Source organism: Streptomyces sp. SP18CS02, assembly GCF_036322365.1.
Classification (GTDB): Bacteria; Actinomycetota; Actinomycetes; order Streptomycetales; family Streptomycetaceae; genus Streptomyces.
Window position 1 is genome coordinate 54,562 of the sequence record NZ_JAQYXC010000291.1, and the last position, 21,177, is coordinate 75,738.

Consider the following 21,177-nt stretch of genomic DNA (forward strand, 5'->3'; position numbering starts at 1 on the left):
CTCTTCCGAGGTGGATCCAGTGAAGATGCGCTTCATCCCCCCTGCCACGGCACTCGCGGCCGCTTGTGCGCTCACCGCCTGCAGCACCTCGCCGTCCGGGTCCGGTCAGGCGTCCGGCCCCGGCACACTGACCGTATGGATCATGAAGGACAGCGTCTCCGCCGCGTATCTGCAGCGATTCGAGGAGGACTTCGAGCGGCAGCACAAGGACACCGTCCTGGACATCCAGATACAGGAGTGGGAAGGCATCGGCGAGAAGATCACCGCCGCGCTCGCGAGCAAGGACTCCCCCGACGTGATCGAGGTGGGCAACACCCAGGTCGCGCAGTACGCGCAGAGCGGCGGCGTCCTCGACCTGAGTGACAAGGTCGGGGAACTGCGGGGCGGTGACTGGCTCCCCGGCCTCGCCGAGCCGGGGAAGATCGACGGCAGGCAGTACGGCGTCCCCTGGTACGCGGCCAACCGCGTCGTGATCTACAACAAGGACCTCTTCAGAAAGGCCGGGATCACCTCCCCGCCCAGGACCCGCGAGGAGTGGCTGCGGATCACCGGAAAGCTGAACCGGGGCAAGACGCAGGGCATCTATCTGCCCGGTCGGAACTGGTACGCCCTCGCCGGCTTCGTATGGGAGGAGGGGGGAGAACTCGCCGTGAAGGACGGTGACCGGTGGAGGGGTTCGCTCGACAGTCCGGCAGCTCTCAGGGGCATGGACTTCTACCAGCGGCTCCAGGCGCTGGGCAAGGGCCCCAAGGACTCCGACGAGGCCAGGCCGCCACAGGCGGACGTGTTCGCCAAGGGGGACGTCGCCCAGATCATCGCCGTTCCCGGCGGCGCCAGGATCGTGGAACAGGCCAACCCGGCCCTCGCGGGCAAGCTCGGCTTCTTCCCGGTCCCCGGCGGTACGGCGGGGAGACCGGGAGCCACCTTCACCGGCGGTTCGGATCTGATCGTTCCCGCTGCCTCCGCCCACCCGGACGCGGCATACCAGCTGGTCAAGTCCCTCACCGGTGAGAAGTGGCAGAGGGATCTGGCCAGGACCATGAGCTACGTGCCCAACCGGACGTCGCTCGCCGACGCCCTGGAGGACGACGAGGGCACCGCCGCCATGGCCGCGGCGGCCGCGCGTGGGCGCGCGACGCCCAGCACCTCGCAGTGGGCCGCCGTCGAGGCCACCAACCCGATCAAGGAGTACATGACCGCGGTGCTGACCGGAAGCGACCGGCAGAAGGCCGCGAAGGACGCCTCCGACGCCATCAGCAAGACGCTGAACCCATGAGCGGGGCCCGGTCGGGGAAGAGAACATGACGCGCCCCACCGCCCGCCCCGGCACGGGAGCCGCCCCGGTCGCAACGGCGACAGCTCCCGCTTCCGCGCCCGCCCCGTCACCGGCGCCGGCGCCGGCACCGGCCTCCGCTCCGGCCGGACGCCGACGCGCCGCTCCCGCCGCCCTGTGGCCCTACCTGCTCATCGCGCCCACGGTCGTCGGCGTCGTCTTCCTCCTCGCCTACCCCCTGGCCCGCAATCTGCTGATCTCCCTCCAGCACTTCGGCATGGCCGAACTGATCCGGGGAGGCGCGGACTTCGCCGGCCTGGAGAACTACCGTGAGATCCTGCGCGACAAGGAATTCTGGCAGGTCGCCCGGCGCACGCTGTGGTGGACCGGGATCAACGTCGTACTCATCATGGTGATCGGTACGGTCGTCGCGCTGATGCTCCAACGGTTGGGCAAGCGGATGCGGACCCTGCTCCTGAGCGGACTGGTGCTCGCCTGGGCCGGCCCCGTCATCGCCACCACCACCGTCTTCCAGTGGCTCTTCTCCTCCCGCCTGGGAGTGGTCAACTGGCTGCTGGTGCGGATGGGGTTCGGCTCCTTCCAGGACTACTCCTGGCTGGCGCACGGGCCGGCGGCCTTCACCGTCCTGGTCCTGCTCGTCGTATGGCAGTCCGTGCCGTTCGTCGCCCTCACCCTGCACTCGGCACTGACCACGGTCCCCGGCGAGCTCTTCGAATCGGCCCGGATCGACGGCGCCGGCGGCTGGCGCGTCTTCCGCTCGATCACCCTGCCTCTCCTCAGGCCGGTCTTCGGACTTCTCCTGAGCCTCGAAGTCATCTGGGTCTTCCGGTGCTTCGCCCAGATCTGGGCCGTCACCGGGGGCGGACCCGGCGGGGCGACCACCACCCTGCCCGTCTACTCCTACCAGGTGGCCCGGTCACTGCACCGCTACGACCTCGGAGCGGCCGCGGCGACTCTCACCGTACTCATCCTGATCGCCGTGCTGATCCTCCACTTCCGTCAGATGTTCCGGCAGGAGGCCGAGCTGTGAACCTCGTCCCCGCCTCCGCGTCCCGCGTGCTGCGGCGGCTGCCCCTGAACGCGGGCGCGCTGGTCGTCTTCGTGCTCTGCGTCTTTCCCGTGTACTGGATGGTGCTCACCGCCTTCAAGCCCACTCCCGACATCCAGGCCGAGTCGCCCGTCTTCCTGCCCACGTCACTGACGCTGGAGCACTTCTCCGCAGCGGTGGACGCCGACGGATTCTGGTCGTTCTGGCGCAACAGTCTCATCGTCACGGCCGGCTGCGTGCTGCTGGCCCTCGCGGTCGCTCTCGGCTCGGCCTTCGCGGTGGCGCGGTTGCGCTGGAAGGGCCGCCGCGGTTTCGTCCTGATGGTGTTCATCGCGCAGGTCGCGCCCTGGGAGGCGCTTCTCATCCCGATGTACGTCATCGCACGCGACACCGACATGCTCGACCGGCTCGCCACCCTCACGCTCGTCTACTTCATGATCACCCTGCCGTTCACCATCGTCACCCTGCGAAGTTTCCTCACCGCGATCCCCAGGGAACTGGAGGAAGCCGCCCAGGTCGACGGCTGCACGCGTGCCGCCGCCTTCCGCAGGGTCACGTTTCCCCTCCTCGCCCCCGGCCTGCTCGCCACCTCGCTCTTCGGGTTCATCACCGCCTGGAACGAGTTCGCCTTCGCCAACATGCTGATCATCAAGAACCAGGACGACCGCACCCTTCCGGTCTGGCTCTCCTCGTTCTCGAACGTCTTCGGCACCGACTGGGGCGCCACCATGGCCGCCTCCACGCTCTTCGCCCTGCCCGTCCTCATCCTCTTCCTGGTGCTCCAGCGCCGGGTCGCCGCCGGCCTGGCCGGCGGCGCGGTCAAGGGATAGGAGTCACCGTGTTCCCACCGACCGCGGACCCCGGGCTTGTGCCGGGCCCCTTGAAACTCAGCCGTTCAGCCGGGGCTTTCACCCTCGACGACACGACGGCGATCCGCGTCAGCCCCGGGGCCGCGCCCGCGGCCGCCCTGCTGCGCGCCCTGCTGGCCCCCGCCACCGGTCTGCCCCTGCCCCTCGCCCCGGACGGCCGGATGGTCCTCGTCCTCGACCCCGGCCTCACCGGCCTCGGCGCGGAGGGCTACGGCCTGACCGTCAGCGGCGAAGCCGTACTGCTGCGCGCCGCGTGCGCCGCCGGACTGCGCCACGGCGTCCAGACCATCCGGCAGCTCCTGCCCGTCGCCGCCCTTGCGGCGGAGCCGGTACGCGGGGTGCGATGGTCCCTCCCTGGCGTCGAGATCACGGACGTGCCCCGGTACGCCTGGCGCGGCGCGATGCTCGACGTGGCCCGTCACTTCCAGCCCGTCTCCTTCCTGCGGCGCTTCACCGACCTGCTCGCCCTGCACAAACTCAATGTGCTGCATCTGCATCTGACGGACGACCAGGGCTGGCGGATGCCCGTCACGGCGTTCCCCCGGCTCACCGAGGTCGGAGGGGTGCCGCACGGCGGTGCGTACAGCCGCGAGGAGTTGCGCGGCCTGGTCGCGTACGCCGCCGACCGGGGCGTCACCGTCGTTCCGGAGATCGAGATGCCGGGTCACGCGCGTGCCGCCCTGGCCGCCTACCCGCACCTCGGCAACTTCCCCGAGCGGCGACTGGGAGTATGGCGGAGCTGGGGAGTGTGCGACACCGTCTTCGGTGTCGCCGACGAGGTGCTCGACTTCTGCCGCACCGTACTGGACGAGGTCATGGACCTCTTCCCCTCGCCCCGCGTCCACGTCGGCGGCGACGAGTGCCCGCATACCGAGTGGCACCGCTCCCCCGCCGCGCTGCGACGCGTGGCGGACGAGGGTCTCGCCGGGCCCGACGCGCTCCACGGCTGGTTCATGGAGCGCGTCGGGAGCTTCCTGACCGACCGCGGGAGACGGCCGCTGGGGTGGACCGAGACCGGCCATGACCTGCCGGAGTCCTTCACCGCCCTGGCCTGGCGCGACGAGCGGCACGGTCTGGCGGCGGCCCGCCGCGGCCAGCCCGTGATCATGGCCCCGCACCGCTCCACGTACCTCGACTACCCCCAGTCCTCCCTTCCCGGCGAACCGCCCGGCCAGGCCGGCCCGGCGGTCGGCCTGTCGGCCGTGTACGCGACCGAACCCGCGCCGGCCCACTGGGAGACGGCGGCCGCCGCCCAGGTGCTCGGCACCCAGGCGCAGCTGTGGACCGAGTACGTCGCCACCGCGGCGCACGCCGAGTACCTCGCCTTCCCCCGGCTGTGCGCGCTGGCCGACACCGCCTGGTCCGGCGGCCGCGACTGGCCCGGGTTCCAGGCACGGCTGCACCACCACAGATCCCGGCTCGACGCTCTCGGAGTGCCGAGCCGGCCCCCCGCGATCCTTCGTCCTGAGAGGACCACCAGGTGACCAGCATCAGCACGAGCACGCGCGCACGCACCATACGGATACGTACGGCCCTGGCCGCCGCCGTCGCGGCCGGCCTCGGCTGCGCCACCCTGCCGGCGGCACCGGCCGCCGCGGCCGGCGAGTCACTGACGGTCCAGTACCGGCAGAGTGCCGCCGGCAGCGACCAGGCCGAGCCCTGGTTCAAGGCCGTCAACACCGGCACCACCCCGGTCTCCCTCAGCCAGGTCAAGATCCGGTACTACTTCAAGGCCGACGCCGGCGCCTCGTACACCTTCGCCTGTTCCTGGGCGGTCAAGGGCTGCTCCCACATCACCGGCGCCTTCGGCACCCTCACCCGGCCGACCGCCACCGCCGACCGCTACCTGGAGATCGGTTTCACCGCCGGCGCCGGAACCCTCGCGCCCGGCGCGGACACCGGCGACACGCAGCTGCGCTTCCACCGCTCCGACTGGCAGCCGCTGAACCAGAACGACGACTACTCCTTCGGGCCCACCCAGACCTCGTACGGCAACTGGCCCAAGGCCACCGCCAGTGTCGGCGGTACGCCGGTGTGGGGGACGGCACCCGAGGGCAACGATCCGGGACCCGGGCCGGACCCGACCGATCCGCCGGCCGGGGGCGCCACGCTCTTCGACGACTTCGACTACACCTCGCACACCGATCCGGCGATCGGCGCCCACGGCTGGAGCGTGCGGGCCAACGCGGGCGGGCCGGGGGTCCCGGGCGCGACCTGGGCGGCGCGGAACGTCACCTTCGCCAAGGAGGGGACCAACTCGATCATGAGCCTGGAGACCTCGACAGCCGGCACGCCCGAGTCCACGAGGCACGCCGAAGTCCTCACCAGGGCGTCCAAGTTCAAGAACGGGACCTACGCGGCCCGGGTCCGGTTCTCCGACGCGCCGAAGTCGGGTCCTGACGGCGACCGCGTCGTGCAGACGTTCTTCACCATCAACGACCTCAAGGCCCCGATGGCCGACGACTACGCCGAGTACGACTTCGAGTACCTGCCCAACGGCGGCTGGGGCGAGCCCGCCCACATCCTCTACACCACATCGTGGGAAACCTACCGGCCCGACCCCTGGGAGGCCGTCAACCAGCACTCGGAGTCGCGCACCAGCTACGCGGGCTGGCACGACCTCGTCGTCACCATCGACGACAGCAACATCACCTACTACGTCGACGGCCAGGAGTTCGGCCGTCACGACGCCCGCTATCTGCCCGAACGGCCGATGTCCATCAACTTCAACCAGTGGCTTATCGACCTGGCGGGCCAGACCAGCACCACTCCGCGCGCCTACGACCAGAAGGTCGACTACGTGCTGCACGTCAAGGACCGCGTACTGACTCCGGCCCAGGTGGCCGCAGAGGTCGCCGCACACCGGGCGGCGGGCACGTCCTTCAAGGACACGGTGCCGGCGACCCGGTGACTCCCGGCCGCGGGCGGACGCCGCGTGTGCGTCCGCCCGCTCACTCCCGCGGCCGGGATCGGCCTCGGCCACCGGGAGTCCGGTCCACTGCGCGTGTGCGGTCCATCGGTGCGGCGTCCGTACCCCTGGTCCACCGTCGAGCCCGGAAGGACGCCGCGGCCGGCAGCGGCGGGCCGGTGCGTGCCGAGGCCGCGGGCGCCCGGTGGAAGGCGGTCAGCGGTGTGAGCCCGGAGGAAGGTCATCCGGAAGGCTCTGTTCCGCCACCCTTCGACGCTGCGCCCCTCGGCCGCTGCGTCAGCAGCGGATCCTCAGCGCTTCAGGGGCGGGGACGGGTGGCGGTGTCGAGGTAGAAGGCGTCGATGCTCTGCACGGCCCGCTCGAACTCCTCCAGGTTCACGGGCTTGGTCACGTAGGCGTTGGCGTGACTGCTGTACGCGCTGGTGACGTCGTCCGGAGCGGTGGAGGTGGTGAGGACGACCACGGGGATGGTCTGCAGGTCCTCGTCGTTCTTCAGGACCTTCAGCAGCTCCCGGCCGTTCATCCGGGGCATGTTCAGGTCGAGGACGATGAGGTCGGGACGCGGCGTGCCCGGGGTGCGCAGATGTTCCAGAGCGGCGACTCCGTCGGTGACCTGGACCAGATTGCGGGCCCCGCGCTCGGAGAGGGCTTCCTCGATGAGCATGGCGTCGGCAGCGTCGTCCTCGACGAGCAGGACGTCGAAGGGGCGGGCAGGGGTGGTCATCATCGGATGCTCCGTCGGTTTTTCGCTTGAGTGGTGGAAAAGGCCCGGCCAGCGGCGCCTGGCGCCCTGGCGGGTCATGCCGCAGGCAGCGCCGATCTGCGGGTATCCGGCACCCGCGCGGGCGGCAGCGGCGGCAGCTTCCCTTTGGAGCCGTTCAGTGGCCTGCTGGAGATGGTCCAGCACGTGGAGCATGGCCAGGGCCTGTGCCGGGTCGTCCGGTGCCGGGGGTGCCGAGGCTTCCAGCATCTGACGCGCGAGTCGCCGCGCGAGGTCGCCGACCGCCGCGTCCGCGAGGACGGCCGTCTCCCTCGGGTCGGTCCGCAAAGCAAAGTTCTTACCGGGCACACTGGCACTCTAGGTCCCGGAGCAGCCGCGCGACAACAAGTGTTGTCGCCCTCTAAGGTGTGCTGGCCGCACCTTGAAAGGCGGTCGTCACAGCGAGGAGCTCACAGAATGACCGGCGATGAGAGGCAACCGCGTCCACGGGGACTGTCCGCATGGACGACCCGGCGGTGGCTTCGCGTGGGGGTGGCCGTTTCTCTGGCGGTTCTCGCCCTGCTCGGGGTGGCGGGGACATGGGTCCTGTCACGGACCGAATCGATCAGCAGGGACCTCGTGGACACGCGGTCTCCCGCGCTGACCACCGCGATCCGCCTGGAATCGGCCATTCTCAACCAGGAGACCGGAATCCGCGGTTACGGGATCACCGGCACGCCGGAGTTCATAGCCCCCTACCGGCAGGGGATCGCCACGCAGGAGGAAAGCACCGCGCGACTCGGCGAGCTGCTTCACGACGAGCCCGCCGGCCTCGACGACCTGAAGGCCGTACGGGACGCCACGACCAGGTGGCAGCAGAGGATCGCGCGACCGATCGCCGCCGCGCCACCCGGCTCGCCCCCGCCGCTGGCCGCCGAGCGGGCGGCGGAGGGCAAAGCCGCCTTCGACGACGTACGTGCCGCCCTGAGCCGCCAGCAGGAGCGACTGCGCGCGGACCGGACCCGGGCGAGGGACGATTTGATGGCCACGATGGCCCTGCGGAACTGGGTGTTCAGCGCCATCGGGATGTTCATCGTCGTTCTCACGGCTCTGGTTTTCGAGGGGCTGCGCCGCGGCATCAACGGGCCGCTGGACCGGCTCGGCGCGGACGCCCGCGCCATCGCCGGCGGTGACTTCGACCACCCCATCACCCCGACCGGCCCCGCCGACCTGCGGCGCCTCAGCGGTGAGATCGACTTCATGCGCCGGCGCCTCGTCCGGGAACTGGCCTTCACCGAGGAGGCACGTCTCCGTCTCGACGCGCAGGCCGCGGATCTTCAGCGGTCCAACGCCGAGCTGGAGCAGTTCGCGTATGTGGCCTCCCACGACCTGCAGGAGCCGCTGCGCAAGGTCTCCAGCTTCACCCAGCTCCTGCAGCGTCGCTACGGAGGGCAGCTCGACAGCCGGGCCGATCAGTACATCGACTTCGCGGTCGACGGGGCGAACCGCATGCAGACCCTCATCAGCGACCTGCTCGACTTCTCACGGGTCGGGCGGCTGCACAACGCCCAGCAGAGCGTCGATCTGGACAAGGTGCTGGAGCGGACCCTGTCCACGCTGAGCGTCGGCATCGAGGAGACGGGGGCGACGATCACGCACGATCCCCTGCCGACGCTGGTCGCCGACCCCACGCAGATGGGCATGCTGTGGCAGAACCTGATCGGCAACGCCGTCAAGTTCCACCGCCCGGACGAAGCACCGGAGATCCACGTCACGGCGGCCCGGGAAGACGGGCTGTGGCGATTCACCGTCACCGACAACGGCATCGGCATCGCACCGGAATACGCCGAAAAGGTCTTCGTGATCTTCCAGCGGCTGCACACCAAGGACGTCTACTCCGGCAGCGGCATCGGCCTCGCGATGTGCAAGAAGATCGTCGAGTTCCACGGCGGCGCCATCTCCGTCGACCCTGACTACCGCGACGGCGCACGTATCGTCTTCACCCTGGCGCCGGAGCCGCCGGCGACCCCCGGCCCCTCCTCCCTGCCGCAGGCCACCCGCTCGGGCCTGGAGCAGGCGTGATGACCTCAGCCATGACAGCCGCACCGGGAGCGGTCTCCGGCGAGCCGACGTACCGCATTCTTCTTATAGAGGACGACCAGGGTGACGCCCTGCTCGTCGAGGAGCTTCTCCACGACACGGGGCTGCGGTTCGAACTGACCACCCGGTCCACTCTGGCCGAGGCCCGTACCGAACTGGCCGGCACCCCGATCGACTGCGTCCTCCTCGACCTGCACCTGCCGGACGTGTCGGGCATCGACGCGGTCGCCGCCGTCCGGGGGCTGGCCCCCCACACCGCGGTGATCGTCCTGACCGGTCTGTCCGAGGCCCAGGCGGGCACCGACGCCATGGCCGCCGGAGCCCAGGACTACCTGGTCAAAGGAAAGGTCGAAGCGGACCTGCTGCACCGGACGGTGCGTTATGCCGTCTACCGGAGCCAGACCGAACGCGCGAGCGCCCAGGCCCAGGCCACCCGGCTGCGGGCGGAGGAGAACGCCCGCTTGGAACGCGGGCTGCTGCCCCAGCCTCTCCTCGACACCTCCACGGTGCGAGTGACCTCCCGTTATCTGCCCGGGGCCGCGATGGCACTGCTCGGCGGGGACTTCCTCGACGTGGTGGAGGGGGACGACGGCCTGCTGCACGCCGTCGTCGGTGACGTCAGCGGACACGGCCCGGACGCCGCCGCACTCGGCGTCTGTCTGCGGATCGCCTGGCGCTCCCTCGTACTCGGCGGACACCGCGGCGACGACCTGCTGCACCTGATGGAACGCATCCTGATCGCCGAACGCGGCAGCCAGCAGCTGTTCGCCACCTGCACCCTGCTCACCCTCGACCAGGACGCCGCCACCGCCACCTTCCACCTCGCCGGCCACCATGAACCGCTCCTCACCACAGCCGAGGGGACCCGGGAGCTGACGGCGGAGCACGGCATCGCTCTGGGAATCGTTCCCGGGCTGCGCAGCTGGCCTCCCACCGTCCTGCCCCTCCCGGCCTCCGGAGCGCTGACCCTCTACACCGACGGCCTCACCGAAGGGCACAACGGGGCGACGGGTGAGCGGCTCGGCGTCGAAGGACTGCTCGCGCTGATCGAGACCCTGCCCCCGTCCGATCCGGCAGCCCACGTCGACCTCCTCATCAAGGAGACCCTGGAGCTGAACGCCGGACGGCACTCCGACGACCTCGCGGTGCTCCGCCTCGACTGGGGCAGCCGGACTGCCCCTCCCTGAACCGGCCCCGCCCTCCGGACCGGCCCGCCGTCCCTGGACGCCGGGCCGGGCGACGCCCCGCCGGACAGGCCGCCGGCCGGTGTTCCGCCCCTCGGAGCTCGGCCGTCCTGGACGCAGCAGGCCCCCGGGACGGCCGAGCGCGGCCCCTGTCCCTGGCGAAGGCTTCGGGCCGAGTCGACCGGGACCGGCCTACTTGTAGGGCCGGATGGCCACCGTGACATCCATGTCGAAGACGTTCGCCCCCGCCGCGGAGGGCAGTCCCAAGGCCCGGTCGAGCGCGCGGCTCAGGGGGCCGCAGCCACTGGTCCCCGGGGCGGCGAACGCCGCGTCCTGGGCACCGAAGGCGACCACCAGGAGTTCTCTGGATATCACCCGGGTGGGAACGGTGTCCTTGAGCACCAGGTGGACCGCGTTCCCGGCGCTGCCCACCGAGCAGTCCGACGGCGACAGGGCCGGAAACCCGTGTGCCGAGCCCAGGGCGAACGTGATGTCGAACTCGCCGCGCCGGGTGTCGTCGGACAGGAAGTCCGAGTAGCCGCCGTACTGCGGAGTCAGGGTCAAGGGGGTGCGTCCCACCCGCATGGGCGCAGCGGTCATCTCTCCGAAGACCTGGCGGAATGCACCGTCCACCCGGCCTTCCGCGAAGGTGATCCGCAAAGGTCCGTTGAGCGGCTCGTCGACGGCGCCCATGCGCAGACGCCCCGTGGCGTGCATGACCTCGCAGCGCCAGGTCCCGGGGTCCGCGCCGGCGGGCAGCTCATCGACGGCCGGGCAGGCGGAGAAGTCGAACTCGGGCAGATCCGCGACCCGTTCAGCTCCATACGCGGGTGCGGCGCCCAGGGCGAGTCCAGCAAGCAGCGCCCCTGCGGCAGCACTGGTGAAGCGGTGGATGGTGCGATTCGAGGTCGCTCGGTTCGGCGTCATGCACCCGAGCATTGCAGAGATTTCTCTGCAGACAAAGGTCTGCAGAGAAATCTCTGCGGTCCGGGTAGACTGCCGCCATGACGAAAGAACGGAGAGCGGAAGCCGCGGCGCGGCGCACGGTCGACAGCCCCGAGGTCCTCAAGGCTCTGTCGCACCCCCTGCGCCTGCGCATCCTGCGCCACCTCGGCGCGGCGGGCCCCGCCACCTCGACCACGCTGGCCACCGCTCTCGGCGAGAACACCGGGACGCTCAGCTACCACCTGCGCATGCTGGAGCGCAGCGGCCTCATCGAGGACATCCCCGAGCGCTCCACCGGGCGTGAGCGCTGGTGGCGCGGGGTGCGCGGCCTTGACATCCGCAGACCGCCGCAGGGTGAGCTGACGGAGGCCGAGCGCGCCATGTCGGCCGAGCTGGACCGGATGAGGATGGCGGAGGACATCGATCTCACCCGCCGGTTCGCCGCCGGGCAGGCGGAATCCGAAGGCTGGATGCGGGGTTCACGCAGCCTCATCCACCTCACGAAGGGTGAGCTGGACGCGTTCCATGACGACTATCTGGCCCTGCTCGCACGCTATGCCCGAGGCCCCGAGGACGCCCCCGACGACGCACGACCCGTACTCCTGCGCTGGTTCGGCCTGCCCGCTGACTGATCGGCGCCCGGCCGACGAACCGTCCGGTCGACCGACCGACCCACGGACGGGTTCGCGGCGCGCCGGACATCAGCCGCGCATCCATGTCGTCACCCTCCCGGCGAAGTCCTCCGCCCTCGCGGGGGGCGTTGTCAGAGCCGTGTTGGAGGATCACTCCATGTTGATTGCAACTGATGAGGCGGGGCGCGTGGTGAAGAAGCCCTCGAAGCCGGCGATAGGCAGGATGCTGGCCAACCTCCGACGCGGCGACGCGCATCTGGTCCTGGAGCGCGTGGAGGAGGACACGGAGCGCGGCCGGTATGTCCAGGTGCTGCTGCGTGACGACAACACCTACCAACTCGAATTCCGCGACGGCGTAGCGGCCCGGCGCTGTCAGACGCGAACCATCTCCCAGGAGAAGGTGCTGACCGCCCTGCTCGGCTGGGCGGTCGGCAAGGAGGACTGGAAGGACGGCTTCATGTGGAACGACATCAGCTCCACGTCCGGGGCCGATGACGCTCGACAAGAGCGCTGACACGACCTTGGGCCGGCGGAAGGTCCGCCACGGTGGGCCTCTTCTACCGGCACCGCGAAGTGGCGTTCAGGACGGCTGGTCGGCGGTGGATGCCTCCGGTGGTGCGGGCTCGTTCGCGGTCGGCGGCAGCCCGGTGAGGAAGGTGCGCATCTCGTCGGCCTCGGGGACGGCGAGGGCGGTGTAGAGGTCGAGGGCCTGCCGGGCGTGGTCGTGGGCGAGGTCGATGCGGCCGAGGTCGCGGTGGACGCGCGCCAGGCCGTCGTGGGCGCGGGCCTGCTCGGGGCGGTAGCCGAACTCGCGGGCGAGGGTCAGCGCGGTGTCGTGTTCGGCCGCGGCCCGGGCGAGGTCGCCCATCGACCGGGCGGCTTCCGCGAGGGCGTTGAGCGACTCGGCCTCGTCTCCGGGGAAGTCGAACCTGCGGCTGAGCTCCAGGGCGTGGCGGTGATGGTGCCGGGCCTCGTCGTAGCGGCCCTGCCGTTGGCACAGCAGCCCGATGTTGTTCAGCACGACGGTCTCGCCGATGCGGGAACCCGTCTCGCGATGCACGTGCAGCGCTTGCCGGTGGTGCTCGTGGGCGTCCTCGTGCCGTCCTTGACGTTCGTGGACGATGCCGAGGTCGGTCAGGCATCTGGCTTCGCCACCGCGGTCCCCGAGCTCGCGGAAGAGCGCGAGGGCCCGCGCGCTGTGGTCATGGGCCCGGTCGTAGTCCCGCCGCCGCCTGGAGACGGCGGCGAGGGCCTGCAGTGCGCCGGCAGCCGCGCCCTGGTCGCCGATCCCGCGCGCCAAGTCCAGGGCGTGCCGGTAGTGCTCGGCCGCCTGCTCGTAGGCGCCGTGCCACCAGAAGTGCACCTGGCCCAGATCGATGAGCGTGCGGGCTTCGGCGGCCGTGTCGCCGCTCCGGCGGGCGGCTCCCAGTGCCAGGCCGTTGAGGGCCAGCGCGTCGGCCTGGTGGGCGTGGCCCAACAGATAGCGGTGCAAGGTGGCGGCCAGTTGGCCGGTGTGGGGGAACCAGTCGTGTTCGGCAGCGTACTGGCCGATCGCCATGAGGTTCGCGCGTTCTCTGTCCAGCCAGGTGATCGCCTCGGCCTCATCCTGTGGGGGTGAGGCCGGGGCGTCCGGCGCCGGAATGCGTGGCCTGCGGTTCTTGCCGTCGGGGTAGAGGTGGTCGACGGCCGCGCTCGCGGTATGGAGATAGTGCTGGAACAGCCGGCCGAGGGCATCGCGCTGGGCGCCGGCGGGTTCCTGGGCGACCGCGGTGGCGAGGGCGTGTTCGCGCAGCAGGTCGTGGAAGGTGTAGCGGCCGAGCTGGTGCTGCGTCAGGACGTGGGCGTCCAGCAGGTCTTCCAGCAGGGCCTCGGCCCGCTCCAGCGGGAGATCCGCCAGCGCGGATGCCGCCTCGGGGCTGATGTCACGGCCCGGCTGGAGCCCCAGCAGCCGGAACATGCGTTGCTGATCCGCGGTCAGCTGCTCGTAGGAGAGCGTGAACGCCGCTGCCACGCCTCGCTCCGAGGTGGCCAGCTCGGAGAGTCTGCGGCGTTGGTCGCGGAGCCGGTCGGCCAGGTACGCGACGGTCCAGCGGGGCCGATGGTGCAGGCGGGCGGCGGCGATGCGGACGGCCAGCGGCAGGAATCCGCACAACTGCAGGACATCGAGGACGGCCAGGGGTTCGGCGTCCGCCCGTTCGCCGACGATCGCCGTGAACAACTCCATGGCCTCGGCGGCGGGCAGCACGTCCAGGGACAGGGCGTGTGCCCCGTCCAGATCGGTCAGCCGTCGGCGGCTCGTGATCAGGACGAGGGTGCGAGAGGCTCCGGGCAGCAACGGACGTATCTGCTCGGCGCCGAGGGCGTTGTCCAGCACGGCCAGCACGCGACGGCCGGAGAGTTCGGACCGCCACAGCGCGGCGCGATCGGCGACCGACGCGGGTATGTGCTGTGCGGCCAGACCGAGTTGGCCCAGGAGGATTTCGAGCGCGGCGCCGGCGTCGAGCGGCGCCTGGCCCGCGGTGTGCGCCCGCAGGTCGACGAAGAGCTGCCCGTCCGGGAAGTGGTCCGCGAGGCGGTGCCCCGCGTGGACCGCGAGCGTCGTCTTGCCGACCCCGGCCATCCCGTCGATCGCCGAGATCGTGACGACGCCGCCGCTGTTGCCCGACCACAGGCGGACCAACCTGTCGAGCTCGCCTCCACGTCCGGTGAAGTCCGGGACGTCGTACGGCAGGAAGTTGCCCCCCTGCGGCTTCTCCTGCGCGGTGACCGGCGGCCGCAGACCGGGGGCGTCCCGCAGGATGTCCTGTTCGAGCTTGCTGAACGCGTGCCCGGGATCCAGTCCCTGCTGTTCGGCAAGGGTCGCCCGGAAGGTTCTCGCCATATGCAGCGCGTCGGTCTGGCGTCCGGCGCGGTGCAGGGCGAGCATCAGCTGGCCGCAGAGCCGTTCCCGCAAGGGGTTGGCCGCCGCGTGGACGGACAGTTCGTCGATGAGGTCATCGTGCCGCCCCCGGGCCAGTTCCAGCTCGGCCAGGCGCTCGACGGCGGTCAGCAGCTGCCCGTTCAGCCGTGCTCTGGCGCTCTCGGCGTAATGGGCGGTGATGTCGGCCAGCGGCTCCCCCCGCCACAGCGCCAGCGCCGCACGTATCCGGCCCGCGGTGTCCCCCGGGTCCTCGGAGACGGCCGCTGCCTTGGCCATCAGGCTGGTGAACTCGTCCAGATCGAGTTGCCCGGGCTCGGGGGTGATCACGTACCCGGCCGGCCGCGTGGCCAGCATCCGGTCGGCTTCCGAGGCGCGCAGCATCCGCCGGATCGCGGCGATCGTGGTCTGGATCTGCGCGCGGGCGGAATCCGGCGGCAGCGGCCCCCACATCGCGTCGATCAGGCGATCCGTACTGATCGGGACCCCGGAATGCAGCAACAGGTAGGCGAGCACCGCGCGATGCCGGGGTGCCAGGCCGGGCGCGGCGGAACCGGGAGCCACGGCCTCCACCGGGCCGAGGATCGTGAACCGCATGCCGTCACTCCAGGGGTCGCCATCGCGTGCATCGGAGAAGCATCGGGAATGTATCAAGATCAACCGGCAGGGTTACCGGCATGCAAGCACTCCACACCGTTGAACCGGAGATGGCGACCGGTGACGCCGCAGCCCTGTTCACCGCCACCCACCAGGCCCTGGGAGTCGTCCCGAACCTGGCCAGGGTGATGGCCAACAGCCCGGCCGTGCTGAAGGCGTACGTGGGCGTCGTCACCGCCCTGAGCGCGGAGGGAACCCTGTCGGCGGGCGTGCGGGAGAGCATCGCGTTGCTGGTGGCGCAGGAGAACGGGTCCGACTACTGCCTGTCCGTACATACGTTCCGCGGGACCAGGACAGCCGGGCTGACCGCGGCCGAGGCCACCCGCGCGCGCCGGGGCAAGGCCGACGCCCCCTGGGCCGCCGCTGTCCTGGATCTGGCCGCCGCGACGGTCCGCAACCGCGGAACCGTCACCGACGAGCAGCTGGCCGCGGCCCGGCGCGCCGGCCTGTCCGACGGGCGGATCGTCGAGGTCATCGCCCATGTCGCTCTCAGTATGTTCACCACCTACCTGGCCACGGCTGCCCGTGTCGACATCGACTGGCCGCTCGTGCGCCACACCGACTGAAGGAACGCGAACGCGATGGCACGGTCGGAGCGGGATCGTCCGAACCGAATTGCCGCGGACCCTCCTGGCCGCCTCCGTGTTGCGGTGCCTCGGCCGACCAGAGCACGCCAAGCGCCATCCCGACGTACGACCGGCCCGACGTACGACCGACCCGACGTACGACCGGCCCGACGTATGACCGACCCGACCACGAAGGCCATCACTTTGCCCACATCAGTACACGTCATCGCGCTCCAGCGCGCTTCTGCCGCCGACGCCATCGCGTGGCACCAGGTCGTCGCGGCCTCGACGGCCCACGACCTGCCCGGAGTACCGCCCCCCGACGCCGGACAGATCCACGCCCAGCTCACCCGGCCCGCTCTGGGCAGCCACCGGCTGGCCTGGCTGGCCGTCGGCGCGGACGGCGTCCCGGTCGGGGTCGCCGGCCTGCGGGTGTTCACCTCCCCGGGCCAGGAGCACCTGGCCGAGCTGGAACTGCACGTCGACCCCGCACACCGACGCCTGGGAGCCGGCTCTCTCCTGCTGTCGGCGGTCGTGGCGGCCTGCCGCACCGAGAACCGGCGCAGCCTGATCGCCGCAGCCGCGGCCGATGGCCCGGGCGAGGTGTTCGGCGAACGCCACGGCTTCCGACGGGCTCTCACCCTGGACCACCTCATTCTGCGCCTCGACGGGCCGGCCGAGGACGAACTGCCGCGCCTCGCCGATGCCGAGCACCCCGGCTACCGTCTGACCGGCTGGACCGGAACGGTTCCCGACGACCTCGCCGACGCCTTCGCCGAGGCCAAGAACGCGATGAACGACATGCCCGTCGGCGGCCTGGACTACGGCAGCGTGACCTGGGACGCCGGCCGTGTCCGCGCCATGGCCGAGGTGATCGCCGATCGCGGCGACACACTGCTGACCGTCGCCGCGGTCCACGACGACGGCACCATGGCCGGTTACACCGAGATCCTGCTTCCCCGAGCAGCGCCTGAGCGCGCCCAGCAGTACGACACGGCGGTCGTGCCCGCCCACCGCGGCCACGGCCTCGGCCTGTGGGTCAAGGCCGCCATGGTGTGCCGACTGCGCGCGGGTCACCCCGGTGTCGTCGAGATCGAGACGGACAACGCCGACGACAACGTCCACATGCCGGCGGTCAACCACCGGCTGGGGTTCCGCTCCTACCGGCGCACGCGGGAGTTGCAGCTCGACGTGCCCCCGGCGTGATCCGTATACACCCACACCCCACTCTCCGACCCGAAGAAGCGAGAAGCACATGCGCAAGCTGACCTACTACATATCCGCCACCCTCGACGGCTACATCGCGGGACCCGAGGGCCAGTACGACTTCCTCCCCTTCGAGGGGGAGGAAGCCGCCGCGATCCTGGCGGACTTCCCCGAGACCATGCCCACGCCCGCGCGTGAGCCGTTCGGCGTCACCGAACGGGCGGCCCAGCGGTTCGACACCGTCATCATGGGCCGAGCGAGCTACGACCCGGGCCTGAAGGCCGGGCTCACCAGCCCGTACGCCCACCTGAAGCAGTACGTCGTCTCCCGCACGCTCGTCAGCCCCGATCCGGCGGTGACGGTCGTCGAGGACCCGGTCGCCCTCGTCCGTGCGCTCAAGGAGCAGGACGGCATGGACATCTGGCTGTGCGGCGGTGGCAAGCTGGCGGCCGTCCTGCGCGACGAGATCGACGAACTGATCATCAAGCGCCACCCGATCCTCATCGGATCCGGCATCCCCCTGTTCGACGGTCCCTTCACCCCGACGAGCTTCACCCCGGTCGGCACGCGGTCCTTCGACTCCGGGTTCGCCATCACTCACTTCGCGAAGGTGCTCTCATGAACGTCTCCTCCTCCACTCTCTCCCTGACCGTCGCCGACGTGGACGCCTCCCGCGCGTTCCTGTGCACCCACCTCGGCTACGAGGTGGCCGTGGCCGACGACGGCTTCGTGTCCCTGACGCGCGGGGACGCCGCCGTCGACGTCGTCCTGCTCCGCGCGGGCACGGACGTCCTCCCGCCCGAGCAGCGTGACCAGCGGGTGGCCGGTCTGATCCTCGCGCTCACCGTCACCGGCCTCGCGGCGGAGGAGGCCCGGCTGCGCGCGGAGGGTGCCCCCATCACCATGCCGCTGCGTGAGGAGCCGTGGGGCGAGCGGCTGTTCCAGATGACCGACCCGAACGGTGTCGTCGTCCAGCTCGTCGAATGGGCGGCCGCCGACGACACCGACGGTCCGGCCGACAGCGACGAGAGCGCCGCCATGGTCGTGATCACGCCCTCCACCGACCACGTCACCATCTCCCCGAACGCCACCATGGCCGGTCTGGCGGCCCCCAGCCGCGGCAGCGCCGAACTCAGCACCTGGACGGTCACGATGGACGCCGGCGCCACCGGCCCCGAGCACTCCATCAGCCGTGAGCAGGTCTGGACGGTCACCGCGGGCGCGCTGGAGGTGACCTGCGGCGGCCGTACGGAGAAGGTCCTGGCCGGCCAGACCCTGATCCTGCCGCCGGGCCTGCTCCGCCGGATCCACGCCCCGGAACGGACCGAGGCCCACGTCTCGATGCCCGCCGAGGGAGTCGCCTCCGTTCCCGGCACCGAGGGCACCCGCGAACTGCCGTGGGCTCGGTGATTCAGCAGAGACAGCTGATCGCTCCCACTGGCCCGCCGTCCTGAGTGCGGGGTGGCAGCAGTGCGGGGCGGCGACACCGTTCGCTACCCGGGTCGCACCGCAGGACGGTCGGCCCGGGCAGGGAACCATGGCGCCGCTGCTGCCGCCCTTGCCTGAGCGGCGCCATCGTCACCCCGGGCGACTGCGCGTTCCCGACCCGCGCGATCGGGGCGAAGGCGCTCCGGGCCGGATCTACGACGCGGTATCGGCCAGGCCACCGACCGTGTAGGTGTCGTAGATGTCGAGGAGGTCCTCCTCGACATCGAGCAGGACATCGGGAGACATACGGCACACCAGTGCCGACCACCGAGCCAGGGCGGTCAGCCCCGGCCCTGCGCCTCGCCCTGCCGGCGGACTCGCGTGTGGCCATTCGTCCCTGAGCCGCGCGAGGCAGTCGCGCCGTGAGTGTTCCTCCGCCACGTCCGGACGGTCGTCCGAGACGTGCCAGAGCCCCTCCGTGGGGATCGGTCGGCAGGCGCGCACGACACAGCGACGCGACTGCGGCTCCATCTCCTCCCAGGAGTCCGGCAGAGCCCGTCCGTCCAACGCGTCCGAGGCCAGTGTCTCCGCCTCCTCCAGCCGGTCGGCCGCCAGACCGACCGCTGTGAGCCCGTAGGGAGGTTCCCCGTGCCAGACGAGCGCGTAGACGATCTCGGAACCGGTCATTCGATGCACATCTTTGTATATCCGAAGAGATCGTTCTTGTCATGGTCCTGCACCGTCGACGGATCGCGGGCGTCCGCACCGCATGAACCGGCGCCGGCCCGTCCGGCGCCGGAGACCTCAGGGGGAGGGCCACCGTGGTGACCGGACCACCGGACCACCGGACCGGCGGTGCCGGCGGGCGGCTCCCGGCCTGCCGTGCCCACCGTCGAGGGCCACGCGCGCTCTCGGAGAACAGCGGGCCCGGAGCGCGGACCCCCGCAGGGGACCGCGCGCCGGGCATCCCGCCGGGGCGTCGTGATCAGGGACGCAGCCAGACGGCGGTGTCCGAGGGGAGCGTGCCGTCCGTCGGCAGCTCGTCGCTGCCCAGCAGGACGTCGGTGTGTGGCGGAAGAGGTACGGGGTCGCGGGAGAGGTTCACGACGCAGAGGAGGTTCTCCGCGCGGGCGAAGGCCAGCACCCCCTCGGGCGACGGGAGCCATTCCATGGGGCCGTCTCCGAGTCCGCTCTCCCCACGACGCAGGTACAGCGCCGTGCGGTAGAGGCTGAGCATCGAGCGGGGGTCGACGGCCTGCCGGTCGACCGCGTAGCGGGCCCAGTCGGCCGGTTGCGGCAGCCACGGCTCCGTACCGGTGGCCGTGCCGAATCCGTACGAGGGGGCGTCGGCCTCCCACGGCAGGGGTACGCGGCAGCCGTCACGGCCGGGGTCGATGCCGCCGGAGCGGGCGTGCATGGGGTCCTGGATGCGCCCCAGGGGGATGTCGGCCTCGGGCAGACCCAGTTCCTCTCCCTGGTACAGGTAGACCGAGCCGGGCAGGGCGAGGGTGAGCAGGGCGGCGGCACGGGCGCGCCGGGTCCCCAGTACGAGGTCGGTGGGGGTACCGAAGCGCTTTCCGGCGAAGTCGAAGCCGGTGTCCTCGCGGCCGTAGCGGGTCACGGTGCGCGTCACGTCGTGGTTGCACAGGACCCAGGTGGCCGGGGCGCCGACGGGGGCGTGCTCGGCGAGGGTGTCGTCGATGGTGCGGCGCAGCCGGTCCGGCTCCCAGGGGCAGGAGAGGAAGGTGAAGTTGAACGCGGTGTGCAGCTCGTCGGGGCGGAGGTAGCGGGCGAAGCGCTCGGCGTCGGGCAGCCAGACCTCACCGACGAAGACGCCGCCGTACTCGTCCGCGACGGCCCGCCAGGAGCGGTAGATGTCGTGGTTGTCGTCGAGATCGATGTACGGGTGCGGGTCGACGCCCTCGACGAAGTCGCGGAGGCCGGCGTCCTTGGCGAGCAGGGCCGCGGAGTCGATCCGGACGCCGGCGACTCCTCGTTCGAACCAGAAGCGCAGGACGTCCTCATGTTCGCGGCGTACGTCCGGGTGGGCCCAGTTGAGGTCGGGCTGCTCGGGCGTGAAGAGGTGGAGGTACCACTCGCCGTCCGGGACGCGGGTCCAGGTGTTCCCGGAGAACTGCGACGGCCAGTCGTTGGGCGGCAGTTCGCCGTTCTCACCGCGGCCGGGACGGAAGTGGAAGCGTTCGCGCTCGGGGCTGCCGGGGCCGGCGGCGAGCGCGGCCCGGAACCACGCGTGCTGGTCGGAGACGTGGTTGGGGACGATGTCGACGATGGCCCGGATGCCGAGCTCGCGGGCCTCGGCGATCAGTTTCTCGGCGTCGCCGAGGGTACCGAAGGCAGGGTCGATGGTGCGGTAGTCGGCGACGTCGTAGCCGCCGTCCACCAGCGGCGAGAGGTACCAGGGGGTGAACCAGACGGCGTCGACGCCGAGCTCGGCGAGGTGGGCCAGTCGCGCCCGGACGCCCGCGAGGTCCCCGGTGCCGTCCCCGTCGCCGTCGGCGAAACTGCGTGGATACACCTGGTAGATGACGGCGTCGCGCCACCAGTCGTCGGTGCGGGACGGATGAGGGGCTGCCACGGGACGGTCCTTTCGGGCAGGGTGGTTCTTCGCCGCCGGCCCTGATGGCGGGGCGGCGGTCGGGCCGGCGGCGAAGGCTTACGGGGTGATGGTCCGGGGGGATCGG

18 protein-coding genes are annotated in these 21,177 nt (G+C 71.1%); 13 read left to right on the plus strand and 5 right to left on the minus strand.

Annotated features, from left to right (window positions below; all coding sequences use genetic code 11):
• The first annotated feature begins 19 nt into the window (after positions 1–19).
• The 5 genes from PUR26_RS22920 (at position 20) to PUR26_RS22940 (ending at position 6,122) form a co-directional block, all read left to right on the plus strand.
• Complete coding sequence (locus PUR26_RS22920; RefSeq protein ID WP_443077138.1) at positions 20–1,276, plus strand: extracellular solute-binding protein; 1,257 nt, start codon at positions 20–22, stop codon at positions 1,274–1,276.
• A gap of 25 nt (positions 1,277–1,301) precedes the next feature.
• Positions 1,302–2,324, plus strand: coding sequence for a carbohydrate ABC transporter permease (locus PUR26_RS22925; RefSeq protein WP_329874434.1), 1,023 nt, complete (start codon positions 1,302–1,304; stop codon positions 2,322–2,324).
• Between the two features lie 98 nt (positions 2,325–2,422).
• Entirely contained in the window at positions 2,423–3,172 is a 750-nt protein-coding gene (locus PUR26_RS22930) for a carbohydrate ABC transporter permease (protein ID WP_329874946.1), read from the plus strand.
• An 8-nt stretch (positions 3,173–3,180) separates the two neighbouring features.
• Complete coding sequence (locus tag PUR26_RS22935) at positions 3,181–4,695, plus strand: beta-N-acetylhexosaminidase (protein WP_329874436.1); 1,515 nt, start codon at positions 3,181–3,183, stop codon at positions 4,693–4,695.
• Entirely contained in the window at positions 4,692–6,122 is a 1,431-nt protein-coding gene (locus tag PUR26_RS22940) for a cellulose binding domain-containing protein (RefSeq protein ID WP_443077139.1), read from the plus strand. Before PUR26_RS22935 ends, PUR26_RS22940 begins: the two co-directional genes overlap by 4 nt.
• Positions 6,123–6,438: 316 nt before the next feature.
• On the opposite strand, the gene PUR26_RS22945 is transcribed toward PUR26_RS22940, so the two are convergent.
• Entirely contained in the window at positions 6,439–7,209 is a 771-nt protein-coding gene (locus PUR26_RS22945; protein ID WP_329874437.1) for a response regulator, read from the minus strand.
• 108 nt (positions 7,210–7,317) lie between these two features.
• On the opposite strand from PUR26_RS22945, the gene PUR26_RS22950 reads away from it, so the two are divergent.
• Both PUR26_RS22950 and PUR26_RS22955 read left to right on the plus strand, forming a co-directional pair.
• Entirely contained in the window at positions 7,318–8,922 is a 1,605-nt protein-coding gene (locus PUR26_RS22950; RefSeq protein WP_329874439.1) for a sensor histidine kinase, read from the plus strand.
• Positions 8,923–8,933: 11 nt separating this feature from the next.
• Entirely contained in the window at positions 8,934–10,127 is a 1,194-nt protein-coding gene (locus PUR26_RS22955) for a PP2C family protein-serine/threonine phosphatase (protein ID WP_329874441.1), read from the plus strand.
• Positions 10,128–10,316: 189 nt separating this feature from the next.
• On the opposite strand, the gene PUR26_RS22960 is transcribed toward PUR26_RS22955, so the two are convergent.
• Positions 10,317–11,051, minus strand: coding sequence for a hypothetical protein (locus PUR26_RS22960; RefSeq protein ID WP_329874443.1), 735 nt, complete (start codon positions 11,049–11,051; stop codon positions 10,317–10,319).
• A gap of 77 nt (positions 11,052–11,128) precedes the next feature.
• On the opposite strand from PUR26_RS22960, the gene PUR26_RS22965 reads away from it, so the two are divergent.
• Together PUR26_RS22965 and PUR26_RS22970 are read left to right on the plus strand one after the other, a co-directional pair.
• Entirely contained in the window at positions 11,129–11,701 is a 573-nt protein-coding gene (locus PUR26_RS22965) for an ArsR/SmtB family transcription factor (RefSeq protein ID WP_329874445.1), read from the plus strand.
• 157 nt (positions 11,702–11,858) lie between these two features.
• Positions 11,859–12,215 (plus strand): hypothetical protein, encoded by a 357-nt coding sequence (locus PUR26_RS22970; protein ID WP_329874447.1) that lies wholly within the window; start codon positions 11,859–11,861, stop codon positions 12,213–12,215.
• Positions 12,216–12,281: 66 nt separating this feature from the next.
• Here the strand turns inward: PUR26_RS22970 and PUR26_RS22975 are convergent, their stop codons facing one another.
• The gene (locus tag PUR26_RS22975; RefSeq protein WP_329874449.1) at positions 12,282–15,215 is read right to left on the minus strand and encodes an AfsR/SARP family transcriptional regulator; all 2,934 of its coding nucleotides are present in this window, start codon (positions 15,213–15,215) and stop codon (positions 12,282–12,284) included.
• Between the two features lie 80 nt (positions 15,216–15,295).
• Between PUR26_RS22975 and PUR26_RS22980 the strand changes: the two genes are divergently transcribed.
• From PUR26_RS22980 to PUR26_RS22995, 4 genes are all read left to right on the plus strand, one after another.
• Positions 15,296–15,841 carry a carboxymuconolactone decarboxylase family protein gene (locus PUR26_RS22980; RefSeq protein ID WP_329874451.1) on the plus strand — a complete coding sequence of 182 codons (546 nt, stop codon included), beginning with the start codon at positions 15,296–15,298 and terminating at the stop codon, positions 15,839–15,841.
• Between the two features lie 174 nt (positions 15,842–16,015).
• Positions 16,016–17,047 (plus strand): GNAT family N-acetyltransferase, encoded by a 1,032-nt coding sequence (locus tag PUR26_RS22985; RefSeq protein WP_329874453.1) that lies wholly within the window; start codon positions 16,016–16,018, stop codon positions 17,045–17,047.
• 49 nt (positions 17,048–17,096) lie between these two features.
• Positions 17,097–17,669: a dihydrofolate reductase family protein gene (locus PUR26_RS22990; RefSeq protein ID WP_329874455.1), complete on the plus strand. Its 573-nt coding sequence runs from the start codon at positions 17,097–17,099 to the stop codon at positions 17,667–17,669.
• Positions 17,666–18,457: a VOC family protein gene (locus PUR26_RS22995; protein ID WP_329874457.1), complete on the plus strand. Its 792-nt coding sequence runs from the start codon at positions 17,666–17,668 to the stop codon at positions 18,455–18,457. The genes PUR26_RS22990 and PUR26_RS22995 overlap by 4 nt, the downstream gene beginning before the upstream one ends.
• 231 nt (positions 18,458–18,688) lie before the next feature.
• Here PUR26_RS22995 and PUR26_RS23000 read toward each other — a convergent pair whose 3' ends face one another.
• Both PUR26_RS23000 and PUR26_RS23005 read right to left on the minus strand, forming a co-directional pair.
• A complete protein-coding gene (locus PUR26_RS23000) occupies positions 18,689–19,162 on the minus strand; it encodes a hypothetical protein (protein WP_329874459.1) in 474 nt (157 codons plus the stop codon).
• A 298-nt stretch (positions 19,163–19,460) separates the two neighbouring features.
• On the minus strand, positions 19,461–21,071 hold the full coding sequence (locus tag PUR26_RS23005) for a glycoside hydrolase family 13 protein (protein ID WP_329874461.1): 1,611 nt from the start codon (positions 21,069–21,071) through the stop codon (positions 19,461–19,463).
• Between the last annotated feature and the right edge of the window lie 106 nt (positions 21,072–21,177).

Bases quoted from the DNA above. Each gene is read 5' to 3' on its own strand.
- PUR26_RS22925 (WP_329874434.1), top strand. From the start codon at position 1,302: ATGACGCGCCCCACCGCCCGCCCCGGCACGGGAGCCGCCCCGGTCGCA.
- PUR26_RS22930 (WP_329874946.1), top strand. From the start codon at position 2,423: ATGGTGCTCACCGCCTTCAAGCCCACTCCCGACATCCAGGCCGAGTCG.
- PUR26_RS22950 (WP_329874439.1), top strand. From the start codon at position 7,318: ATGACCGGCGATGAGAGGCAACCGCGTCCACGGGGACTGTCCGCATGG.
- PUR26_RS22955 (WP_329874441.1), top strand. From the start codon at position 8,934: ATGACAGCCGCACCGGGAGCGGTCTCCGGCGAGCCGACGTACCGCATT.
- PUR26_RS22960 (WP_329874443.1), bottom strand. From the start codon at position 11,051: ATGACGCCGAACCGAGCGACCTCGAATCGCACCATCCACCGCTTCACC.
- PUR26_RS22965 (WP_329874445.1), top strand. From the start codon at position 11,129: ATGACGAAAGAACGGAGAGCGGAAGCCGCGGCGCGGCGCACGGTCGAC.
- PUR26_RS22970 (WP_329874447.1), top strand. From the start codon at position 11,859: ATGTTGATTGCAACTGATGAGGCGGGGCGCGTGGTGAAGAAGCCCTCG.
- PUR26_RS22975 (WP_329874449.1), bottom strand. From the start codon at position 15,215: ATGCGGTTCACGATCCTCGGCCCGGTGGAGGCCGTGGCTCCCGGTTCC.
- PUR26_RS22980 (WP_329874451.1), top strand. From the start codon at position 15,296: ATGCAAGCACTCCACACCGTTGAACCGGAGATGGCGACCGGTGACGCC.
- PUR26_RS22985 (WP_329874453.1), top strand. From the start codon at position 16,016: ATGACCGACCCGACCACGAAGGCCATCACTTTGCCCACATCAGTACAC.
- PUR26_RS22990 (WP_329874455.1), top strand. From the start codon at position 17,097: ATGCGCAAGCTGACCTACTACATATCCGCCACCCTCGACGGCTACATC.
- PUR26_RS22995 (WP_329874457.1), top strand. From the start codon at position 17,666: ATGAACGTCTCCTCCTCCACTCTCTCCCTGACCGTCGCCGACGTGGAC.
- PUR26_RS23000 (WP_329874459.1), bottom strand. From the start codon at position 19,162: ATGACCGGTTCCGAGATCGTCTACGCGCTCGTCTGGCACGGGGAACCT.